Origin of the sequence: Fructilactobacillus lindneri DSM 20690 = JCM 11027 (assembly GCF_002907375.1) — a bacterium.
Classification (GTDB): domain Bacteria; phylum Bacillota; class Bacilli; order Lactobacillales; family Lactobacillaceae; genus Fructilactobacillus; species Fructilactobacillus lindneri.
On sequence record NZ_MIYK01000003.1, the window covers coordinates 1 to 9,791 of the forward strand.

The 9,791-nt window shown below is 35.3% G+C and carries 13 protein-coding genes; 11 read left to right on the plus strand and 2 right to left on the minus strand.

All coding sequences use genetic code 11. The features are described from left to right. Nucleotides 1-852: 852 nt before the first annotated feature. Nucleotides 853-1,287 (plus strand): hypothetical protein, encoded by a 435-nt coding sequence (locus BHU33_RS02815; protein ID WP_141117429.1) that lies wholly within the window; start codon nucleotides 853-855, stop codon nucleotides 1,285-1,287. 277 nt (nucleotides 1,288-1,564) lie between these two features. Further along, on the plus strand, nucleotides 1,565-1,744 hold the full coding sequence (locus tag BHU33_RS02820; protein WP_082383586.1) for a DUF3923 family protein: 180 nt from the start codon (nucleotides 1,565-1,567) through the stop codon (nucleotides 1,742-1,744). 122 nt (nucleotides 1,745-1,866) lie between these two features. Here the strand turns inward: BHU33_RS02820 and BHU33_RS02825 are convergent, their stop codons facing one another. Both BHU33_RS02825 and BHU33_RS02830 read right to left on the minus strand, forming a co-directional pair. Further along, nucleotides 1,867-2,223: a type II toxin-antitoxin system YafQ family toxin gene (locus BHU33_RS02825; protein WP_054646965.1), complete on the minus strand. Its 357-nt coding sequence runs from the start codon at nucleotides 2,221-2,223 to the stop codon at nucleotides 1,867-1,869. Further along, on the minus strand, nucleotides 2,223-2,501 hold the full coding sequence (locus BHU33_RS02830; RefSeq protein ID WP_054646964.1) for a type II toxin-antitoxin system Phd/YefM family antitoxin: 279 nt from the start codon (nucleotides 2,499-2,501) through the stop codon (nucleotides 2,223-2,225). Before BHU33_RS02830 ends, BHU33_RS02825 begins: the two co-directional genes overlap by 1 nt. Before the next feature lie 76 nt (nucleotides 2,502-2,577). Here BHU33_RS02830 and BHU33_RS02835 point away from each other — a divergent pair, with 76 nt between their 5' ends. The 9 genes from BHU33_RS02835 to BHU33_RS02875 all read left to right on the plus strand — a co-directional run bounded on the left by BHU33_RS02835 (nucleotide 2,578) and on the right by BHU33_RS02875 (nucleotide 9,384). Next, nucleotides 2,578-3,165, plus strand: coding sequence for a site-specific integrase (locus BHU33_RS02835; protein WP_020090510.1), 588 nt, complete (start codon nucleotides 2,578-2,580; stop codon nucleotides 3,163-3,165). A 12-nt stretch (nucleotides 3,166-3,177) separates the two neighbouring features. Next, nucleotides 3,178-3,543: a hypothetical protein gene (locus tag BHU33_RS02840; RefSeq protein ID WP_054646963.1), complete on the plus strand. Its 366-nt coding sequence runs from the start codon at nucleotides 3,178-3,180 to the stop codon at nucleotides 3,541-3,543. A 443-nt stretch (nucleotides 3,544-3,986) separates the two neighbouring features. After that, nucleotides 3,987-4,145, plus strand: coding sequence for a hypothetical protein (locus tag BHU33_RS02845; protein WP_103433985.1), 159 nt, complete (start codon nucleotides 3,987-3,989; stop codon nucleotides 4,143-4,145). 719 nt (nucleotides 4,146-4,864) lie between these two features. Continuing rightward, complete coding sequence (locus BHU33_RS02850; RefSeq protein WP_054646972.1) at nucleotides 4,865-5,788, plus strand: replication initiation protein; 924 nt, start codon at nucleotides 4,865-4,867, stop codon at nucleotides 5,786-5,788. A 4-nt stretch (nucleotides 5,789-5,792) separates the two neighbouring features. Continuing rightward, on the plus strand, nucleotides 5,793-6,308 hold the full coding sequence (locus tag BHU33_RS02855; RefSeq protein ID WP_054646971.1) for a DUF536 domain-containing protein: 516 nt from the start codon (nucleotides 5,793-5,795) through the stop codon (nucleotides 6,306-6,308). Nucleotides 6,309-6,391: 83 nt separating this feature from the next. Next, on the plus strand, nucleotides 6,392-7,216 hold the full coding sequence (locus tag BHU33_RS02860) for a hypothetical protein (protein ID WP_056997572.1): 825 nt from the start codon (nucleotides 6,392-6,394) through the stop codon (nucleotides 7,214-7,216). Between the two features lie 38 nt (nucleotides 7,217-7,254). Beyond that, entirely contained in the window at nucleotides 7,255-7,935 is a 681-nt protein-coding gene (locus tag BHU33_RS02865; RefSeq protein ID WP_054646969.1) for a TIR domain-containing protein, read from the plus strand. Between the two features lie 31 nt (nucleotides 7,936-7,966). Continuing rightward, nucleotides 7,967-8,380 carry a hypothetical protein gene (locus BHU33_RS02870; RefSeq protein ID WP_054646968.1) on the plus strand — a complete coding sequence of 138 codons (414 nt, stop codon included), beginning with the start codon at nucleotides 7,967-7,969 and terminating at the stop codon, nucleotides 8,378-8,380. Nucleotides 8,381-8,619: 239 nt separating this feature from the next. Continuing rightward, complete coding sequence (locus BHU33_RS02875) at nucleotides 8,620-9,384, plus strand: helix-turn-helix domain-containing protein (RefSeq protein ID WP_054646967.1); 765 nt, start codon at nucleotides 8,620-8,622, stop codon at nucleotides 9,382-9,384. Nucleotides 9,385-9,791: the final 407 nt, after the last annotated feature.

Consider the following 9,791-nt stretch of genomic DNA (forward strand, 5'->3'; position numbering starts at 1 on the left):
CAACTAACCAACTATCATAGTTGGAAAAACGGATAGTCATAGTTTGAGAGGAGCCATTTAATTATGAAACGCTGGAAAAAAACGTTATTTGTAATTTTAGGAATGATTATTATTCTTTTTGTTATCGTTATTATTCTTTTTGTTATCGGTGCCATCTATTTCTACTTAGGCAATTAACGGTTCTTGCATAAACCCGATTAATCGGCTGAATTGCAAGCGCAACAATTCCAGCAACAACTCGAAAAATGGGACGTAGACAATTGGGGCAACAAACTTGACTACAAAGCATTCTATCCTGAGTTGTTGACCTTCTTTCGCCAATTGAATCACGTGGAAAACTCACGCTGATAATTGCGGCGAAAGTACCCCTTTACCATGCCGGTAAAGGGTTTTTTTCGTTGTAATTAAATTGCCAATGGCACGTATCAATTGCCAGCTCCAACGAAGACAATTCGGATTAAGTAAAAGCCATCGTGTTTAATTCGTGGTTATTTTTTAATCACGAATTAAACACGAAATGAGCAATCGCAGCTATCATCAGAAAATCAAGCACTGCGCAGGCTTTACAAGGGAGTGATATCACTCTCCCTTATCCTGTTCTATCCACGACTTGTGAAACTGATTGGAATTAAATCGCAACTCGAGTAAGAGCCATTCAGAGGCCTTCTAAGCCATTTTGACTTTTTAGTGACCGATTAGAGGTGGTCTTGCCGTGAGCTGTAGCGAAGGGCGTTTTTGAGCCTCTGGAAACGTTCTGCCGAGCGACAGTCGAGGCTTCTTTTGAGCCACGCAGTTGCTAAAACTAGTCATAATTTACTGGCTTGTGTTCATTTTCAACCAAAGAGAAGTGTTATGCATAAAAAATTACGAGCTTTAGCAATTACCTTTATTACAGTGGTTTGCTTATCTCTAGGAGGTATTGTAACCAATAATAATATTCCTGGGTTTGGTGACACAACAGCTTCAGCTAAAACGTTATTGTGGAAATATGGAAAAGCTTGGGTGTGGACTTCAAAAGTCGAAAGTTTAGGTAAAAAGTCAATACATAAAACGCATAGCAAAGTAAAGGTACGTACCTATCGCGTATACATTTCAAAGGGAGATCTTAAGGCAAAACATGCTTCTGGTCTAACACTTATTGGAGGTCTATCCGCAGGAAAAGCTGGTGCAATTGTGGCAGGACTTGTAGGTGATAATTTTAATTCCCTTAAACATGGTTATCGATATGATATACAATTAGTAAATTCAAAAGTGACATATTCTTGGAATTATCACAAGTGGCATTAGTTTTTTTAGGGAGATGAACATTTATGCAACTAGCTTCGCTATTCATTTTTATATTCGGTATGCTGATTTTTGTAAACGCAACAACTTGGCCAATCAAGATTATTGGTATCGTCTGTCTCCTTGTTGGTTTGTGTCTTGATAAACGGGTTATCAAGTGGCTGAAAAAATAACGCGTATCTCGGCCGGTTTTTGGCCGAGTTTTTTTATATCAGAGCTTTCTAAAGCTTTTGACAACATGATAATTACTCCTTTTCTCAACGTTTATACTTACTGATACATATGGCATTTAACTTCTAGTTCACTAAGCTTTGTAATTTTCATTAGAAAAGTTGATGGTGCCGGAACAATTCAAACGCCAGCAACTAAATTAGCTGCTTTTATTGTGCTAGTGGTTTTCTTTATTTTTATCGTCTTGATCCAACTTGTCTTACTGCTATTTGTTAAGCCTAGAAAGTAAAACTAAATTATAGGGGTTATAAGTTCCAAATAACCCCTCAAAAACATTGTTAAAATAACCCCTAATATCTATAATGTAGATATTAGGGGTTATTTATTTTTATATGGTATAAATGACTTCTCTTATTCGTCATTTTTTCGATACCTTTTGGAACGATTTTGACCAGGAAATAAACGATCATGCGATCCGACTCGAATGCCAATTAAGACTAGTTCATCTTTATCAATCGTATAAACCACCAGGACATCGTTAGTTTCGCTTGGTGTTTTGTTTTTCGGGGTATCTCGTAAGTGAAATTCATTATAACCGCTCATTCGCCGATTAAGCTCATGATCTTCAAATTCTGGTGGTAATTGTTGCTGCTCAAGCAACAGGTCAATGGCTGCTCGAACTTCATCAATAATAGCTTTGTCTAAACTGGCTAACCGTTTTAGATCAGCATTAAAGGTTGCACGTGGTTTAAATCTTAGTTTTTTCATTATTTAAACTGGCCCCAATAATCATCATCTGATTCAACAATTTCATCGTCAAGTAAAACATGGCGTTTAATTAACTGATCACGTGCAATTGCATATTCTAACGAACCTTCTTTAGCTTTTAATGCTCTTTCTAGCCAGTCCATTTTTTCTTGTGAAACGATGGCTACTGCGCGACTATTTGAACGAGCAATATAAACGGTTTCGTCTTCGTCATTAACTTGATCTAAATATTTTTTTAGGTTAGCGCGAAAATCGCTCTGTGTTAGTGCTAATGTCATATTTACCACCCTTTCATTGTACTTAATATTGTACTTTAATTTGTACTAAAAATCAATTTTTTAAGGAGCTAAAACTATGCAACAAGTTGTCTTACCCATCAAAGATTCAAACGTTCTCAAAGAGGTTCAAGATACGTTACTCAATAACTTTAAAGCTGGCCGGCGTAACTATACAGTTTTTCAAGTTGGCAAAGCTACGCTACTGCGAGTGAGTGATGTCATGCGCTTAAAGCAAACCGATATTTTTAATCCGGACGGTTCTATTAAACAAAATGCGTTCATTCACGATCGAAAAACGGGTAAACCGAATACCTTGTATCTTAAACCAGTTCAAACAGAGCTCTTATTGTACCGTCAATGGCTACTTGATCATAGACTAGCCTCTGAGTGGCTCTTTCCTTCCATTCAACACCCTGAGCGCCATATCACGGAAAAACAGTTCTACAAAATTATGAGTAAGGTTGGCGATCTGTTAGGAATTAATTATCTAGGGACCCATACAATGCGTAAAACCGGGGCTTATCGTGTCTACACACAATCTAATTATAATATTGGTTTGGTCATGCACTTATTAAACCATTCAAGTGAAGCCATGACTTTAGCTTATTTAGGCTTAGACCAGGCTAGTACTGAAACGATGCTGGATAAAATTGATTTTGGTTAGGAGGCTGGCTTTATGGATTTAGATTTTAAATCAAACAAGTATGATCTGTTTGATGATTGGCATCAAAACAAGACTAAACAAGCCTTTACACAAAAGCTGCAGCAACAAGCTCAACTTGAAAAAACACAGCTGCCACAGTTATTGTCGCGTGAAGATTTAAAAATTCGTTGGCAGATGAACTCTCGTCAAAGTGTTCATCAAGTTGCTAGTAAGCCTGATTTTCCGCAACCCGTTTTTGCTTTTAATCATGGTAAGACGCCACTTTACTTAGCAACTGAAATTCAAATTTTTGAAATTAATCACCCCTGGGTGATAACTCCCAGTGCTCGTCTTGCTTATAGTCATTGGATCCTTCGCAATGTGATTGATCAATCTTGATATTCAGCTCTAGGTTTTTGAGGGTTTACTCTAGGTTTTTTATAGTTGGCGCTAGCCTTCTAATACAAATAATACCCATTTCGATGGGTATTAAATCTACCATTGACACTTGTCAAGGGTGTAAGTGCGCATTGACCTCGTTTCACTCGGTTTGCTGATAACCATATAATCGATTTTTCCCGTTGTTGAATGGAATGTATTTTTAATTCAATTTATGCTTGTACTTAACTAAGTTTGTTATGCTTTAAATGCTAAAAATTGTTGCATATCCCGCTGCTTTCAACCAAATTTTTTTAATTGCTTTATGCAGAGAATCTTCATAAACCTGGCAACAAAATTTGAATAACTAACTTTAAGAACTGCGTATCTAAATTGAAATCATTATTTTAATGTTAGGAGTAATTAAGCTGGACTAAAAGAAAGTATTAAAACCAATTGATGAAATGCTTGCTGATCCTTGGCAAGTTGATATTCAAGAATTGTTTGAAGCTTCTGTCAATGAACCTGACGAGATTAAAAAGAATTTGTATGATTCCTCATACACTTATATTTTGCAAAAAAGACAAGAAGATATTATTAATCGTCCTGGCTTCGTTATTTAGCCCTCTAAGAGCCTGTTGAGGGCTTTTTGATTTTGCTTTGGTATAAATATATATAAACAGTCTTAAAACCGCTAAAAACGAAAAATAAGGCCCTTAAAAACGAACATAGCCGCTAAATTCTTGTTAAGATTCAGAAAAACTAACTGTTTGCTGTCAATTCCTTATGCTCCCACGCTACGCTCGTCCGCTACCATTGACAGCTCTTAACCAGTCTTAACACTGAAATGGCGAAAGCCAAAGTTTCTACAAAACTTTGCTTTCCTGCCTAACGGCGAGTGAAAAAGCAGTCAAGCTGGCTCAGCTTGGACGGGGTTCGGGGCGTTAGCGCCCGATTAAATGTGGCTTGCCACACCTTTTAAGCAACGAACAGCGTGAGGCGCAAGGAGCTGTGCGACTGGAGTTTAATGTGAGCCGTTTTTTGGCTCACTCCTTTGTGTTTTTTGATTCTAGGTTTTGACCTCGTACAGTGGTGCCTCTTTTAAACCTCTTTTATAAACCTCTTTTAAACCTCTTTTAGACCCCTCTTGCGCCTTACTCTCCCAAGGCTCACAGAAGGTTATCAAGTACCTTTTGTCTGTTTATCAAGTACCTTTTGTCTGTTTATCAAGTACCTTTTGTCTGTTTATCAAGTACCTTTTGTCTGTTTATCAAGTACCTTTATAAGTTCTGTACTTGATAAAAAGGTACTTTTATTTTAATATGTGTTTGAGGTGATAATCATGTCTAATGAGTTAGTTAAGTATGATCCTGAGTTGAATACTATTCCCTTGAGAAAATTTACCCCAATTGAGATGAATTTATTTTTTTCAATTGTTTCCCGCATGCGGGATCAAGGGAATAAAACTGTTCGTTTCTCTTTTGACCAGTTAAAAGAGCTTAGTAACTATAAACCAACCGCAAATAAACGTTTTATTGATGATATTGAAAATACATACCAAAAGATCCTCAGCCTTAGGTTTGGCCGTAGAAGTAAGAGTGGCTTAAATCGTGAATTTTTTGTTATGTTTACTGAATTTGAAATTAAAGGTGAAGCTGAAGAACCTTATGTTGATATTCAGATTTATCCCAAAGCATTGCACTTGCTAAACAATTTAGAAAGTTGGGTTCGTTATGCCCTAACAGAATTTAGAAATTTAAAAAGCAGTTACGCTAAAACAATGTTTCGTCTAATTAAGCAATTTCGAACTACTGGCTATTCTTATTTCTCTAAAGAAGATTTTTTTGAATTGCTTGATATACCTAAAAGTTATTGGAATAGTCCTTCAAATGTTGACAAAAAGGTTATTAAGCCAATTAGAGAAGAATTAACCCCGCTTTTTAGAGGGCTAACGATTAGAAAAAAATATGGCAAAGGCAGAGGAAAACCAGTTATCGGTTATTCTTTTACTTGGAAACCTGAAAGAAAGGACGCAAATGATTTTTCTCAAGGCAAATTTCAAGATGAGCGTCAAAAACTCTTTAACATTCAGCACAATGATGAATTATCAGATAAAGAAAAGTGGCGTGCAATTGACAAAGTTAAATGCTTGCCTTTAGGAACAACTGAAAAACAGGTACTGGCTGAAAAACAAGCTGAACATGATCAAAAAATCAGAGATCAAGCAAGACAAGAATTTCTCGCTGATCTCCGAAAGGGGTTTTAAAATCATGTCTAAAACTATTAGAGAACTTGCTGATGAATTGAATGTCTCCAAACAGACTATTCAATATCACTACCAAAGACTACCAGCAAATAACCGGCAAAAAGATAGTCAGGGTGCAAACATGATTAGCCCTACAGCTGAAAGAATTATCAAAGACAAGGTAGCAAAGCCTTTGGTAGCAAAGAACCAACAAACAGGTAGCAAAAAAGCAACAAAGGCTAGCGAAGAAAATAATGAGCTGGTTTCTACTCTGAGAAGGGAATTAGCAGATTTAAAGTCTCAACGTGACAAACAGCTTGCTACTAAAGATCGACAAATAGCCCATCTAATAAGACTGATAGATCAGCAACAACAACTGCAATTAACAACTTTAGAAGAAAATAGAGAGTTAAAAGCCCATATTCAAAAAATAAGTGGCTTACTTGAAACTTCTGGGCCATTTCAGAAACGACAAAATAGTACCTCAGAAGAGGACGTGTATAAAAATAAAAGCAATAAAAATTGGTGGCACTTTTGGTAAAGTTTTCTTAATATTAGCAAAAATGTTATATAATTAATTGACTGAAGAAATCATATTAGTGATAAAAAAGAGAGGTATACATATTGTATAAGGGTTTTAGCTTAAATTTAACTCGGGCAGATAAAATGGATTTTATGGATGTCTCTTCTCAAAATATTGAATTGTATTCATCAGGAATACGTAAACTTCGTTCAAATTTATCAGATAGAGTTGGCTCTAGTATAGATTTGACAGATGGAACTGGAATAATAGACGTAACTAAATTAAAAAATAATTGGTTTCCAGAAAATAATTATGATGTTTTTATATCACACTCTCACAATGATGTGTTGATTGCTAAGAGGATAGCTTGTTGGTTAAAAACTGAGTTTGATATTGATGCCTTTATAGATTCAACCGTTTGGGGATACTCAAATGATCTTCTTAAAAAGATTGATGATGATTATTGTGTTTTGTCTAAAAATGAAAAAACTGGCAAGATTACTTATGACTATGACAAGCGAAACTATTCAACTAGCCAAGTGAATTTAATATTGTCATCAGCATTACATGACATGATTGACTCTTGTGAATGTATTATTTTTTTAAATACAGAAAATTCTATTAGTGTTGTTAACACTATTAAAAACAAGACTAATTCCCCATGGATATATGATGAGCTTCAAACTACTAGGCTTATAAGTAAAAAAGTACCCAAACGACTAATGGAAAAGGCAGAATTTAGAGACTCTGATTCTATCAATAAAAGTTCTAATAAACTTCCATCTTTCCAGCATGATGTGACTCAAGAGCTTACCAAATTATCAAAAATAACGGGAAATGATTTAGTGAATTGGGAACGCAAGTGGCATTCTATGCAGAAGAATAAGGGTGATCGTAAACCATTAGATCTATTATATTTTTCATAGGTTATATAACGGGAGTCATTAACTTGGAGGAAATCGCATTGGGATACAAAGTTTTTGTTTCATACAAATACAAAGATAGTAATGTGGCATCGTTAAACGGATATTATAAAGATACCGTTAGGGATTATGTTGATTACCTACAAAATACTAAATTTAGTGGTGATGATTTAAACAAGGCCGAGAATGATGACCAAGATCTAAGCATTTTTAAAGATGAAACTATACGTACGAAATTAAAGGATAAAATATGGGACTCGTCAGTTACTTTAGTTTTGATTTCCCCTAATATGGTTGAACACTTCAAGGCTGAAAAAGATCAATGGATTCCTTGGGAGATTGCTTATTCTTTACGCACACAAACAAGAATAACAACAAGGAGTTTACCTAATGCTATTATTGCGGTTGTTCTTCCTGACAGACTTAATAGTTATGAATATTTTTTAACTCGTTGGACCTATGAAGACAAAAATGATCCACAAGAAAAGACAGTAAGAACAATACATACAGATAAAACCTTTCAAGTAATAGCTAAAAACATGTTTAATCAGAAAAATCCTGATATTAAAGAAATTTATGGAAAGACTGTCTATTTTGGTAATAGCTCATATATTACCGCTATCGAATCGAAACATTTTATATTAGATGTTGATGGCTGCTTAGACAGAGCCGTCTCTTTAAGAAATAGAATTGATGATTATAATATGTGCAGAAAACCCTAATAAACTAATTTAGATTTTGGAGGATATATAAGTGAAAAATGATGAAAACAAGCGCTTGCATATTCAAATGATTGAAAATGTCATCAATCGTATGTCATCTAATTCATTTCTTATAAAAGGGTGGTCATTAACGATACTTGGCGGATTAATAACTGTGTATTTAGCTAATATCAATAAATCTATGAGCTATTTAATTTTGTTACTATGTCTCTTTTTTTGCTTGATATTTTGGGTTAGTGATACTTTTTATCTAAGAGAGGAAAGGTATTTTCGAAATCTTTATGATGTTGTAAGGAAAAAAGATGAAAAAGATATCGATTTTTCAATGAAGCCCATTAGATCCGGAGAATCTTTTTTGTGTTGTATGATGAGGCCCATATTTTTGATTTCCTACTTACCAATCTGCATAGTGATTATAGTTGCTCTATATATTGTTAAGCCATAATTGAATTTCAATCTTTCAAATAATACCAAAATACTTATTGCCATATTTAGTTAAAATTCATTCAAGGTCTATAATTAACAAATAGGCCTTTGATCATTTCTAAAGCCATTCTTCAGAACGTTATTACGATCTGAAGAATGGCTTTATTGGCTTGTGCAAGTAACATTTGCGTGACTAATGCTAGTAATTCTTGCTAGGATTGCCTTAGATCCTTGATTATGATTTAGGAGGAGTGAGATTTGAGCTTTAAAGACGATATCAAGACCTTGCGCAGGCAATCTAACTTAACCCAAGAAGCGTTAGCTCAAAAATTACATGTGACCCGTCAAACGGTCTCAACTTGGGAAACTGGCAAGAATATGCCAAGTTTAGAGACCCTGCATGCTTTGAGTCAATTGTTTAACATCTCACTCGAAAAACTTCTATTTAACGAGGAGATTGCAATGAAAAAAGATAAAGAACCCTCTTTGGCTACCCAGATAGATCATGATGTTAAGCTTAAAAGTCGTTATCGTCGTTGGACTTTTGGTTTAGGTGGCTTGATCGTACTAGCACTGGTTAGTATTGGTATTTTATGTTTGGGATATTATAAAGGTATTGGGACGATTGATCGCTTTGATCCGTTTTTATCCTATAAAGTCGGGTACACTAAATTACCTAGTGAAAAGGAAATTTCGCCTAACAATAAGGCGAACAATGGTTACTGGACCGCTTGGTTCACCGATAATACGATGGGTAATGAATGGACCAAATTAACCTTAACGACGGGGCTTAATCCTGGGGTCAAAGATCCTTATGTGATGGCGTATCATAAGGGCAGCTATGTTAAAGTTGCACGTATTGTGTCTCGCACCTACATTAATCAGACTTATGTTAGCAACCTAGCAGCGCTAGATGCCTTGTTAAATCATAAGGGAAATACAGCGACTAACAATCATGACCTTAAGAAGTATAAGACACAAATCCATATATCCGATACTGTCCAGCAATTAGTCACTGAATAAGCCGACGTTTAAGCGATTTAAATTGATAATCTAGCCATTAAAAACAATTGTCACAATTCAAAACGCTTATATTGTCAGAAATCTATCAGGTTAGCCAAGGCTACTCTGATAGATTTATTGCGTTAAAATGGGGCTATATCAACGATGCCAGAATACCTGGCTTGTTAACTTAGACTAATCGGCTTAATTTTAGGCCCGCTGGAAATACGTGCTTGGTGTCGGGAAGTATGGGGCACATTTAGGCAATATCAATTTCTCTATTTGGGGGAATTACAAAGGCCAACTAACCAACTATCATAGTTGGAAAAACGGATAGTCATAGTTTGAGAGGAGCCATTTAATTATGAAACGCTGGAAAAAAACGTTATTTGTAATTTTAGGAATGATTATTATTCTTTTTGTTATCG

Coding starts and splice junctions, on each gene's coding strand:
- BHU33_RS02850 (WP_054646972.1), top strand. CDS start 4,865: ATGTCTAATGAGTTAGTTAAGTATGATCCTGAGTTGAATACTATTCCC.
- BHU33_RS02825 (WP_054646965.1), bottom strand. CDS start 2,223: ATGAAAAAACTAAGATTTAAACCACGTGCAACCTTTAATGCTGATCTA.
- BHU33_RS02835 (WP_020090510.1), top strand. CDS start 2,578: ATGCAACAAGTTGTCTTACCCATCAAAGATTCAAACGTTCTCAAAGAG.
- BHU33_RS02840 (WP_054646963.1), top strand. CDS start 3,178: ATGGATTTAGATTTTAAATCAAACAAGTATGATCTGTTTGATGATTGG.
- BHU33_RS02815 (WP_141117429.1), top strand. CDS start 853: ATGCATAAAAAATTACGAGCTTTAGCAATTACCTTTATTACAGTGGTT.
- BHU33_RS02830 (WP_054646964.1), bottom strand. CDS start 2,501: ATGACATTAGCACTAACACAGAGCGATTTTCGCGCTAACCTAAAAAAA.
- BHU33_RS02855 (WP_054646971.1), top strand. CDS start 5,793: ATGTCTAAAACTATTAGAGAACTTGCTGATGAATTGAATGTCTCCAAA.
- BHU33_RS02845 (WP_103433985.1), top strand. CDS start 3,987: ATGCTTGCTGATCCTTGGCAAGTTGATATTCAAGAATTGTTTGAAGCT.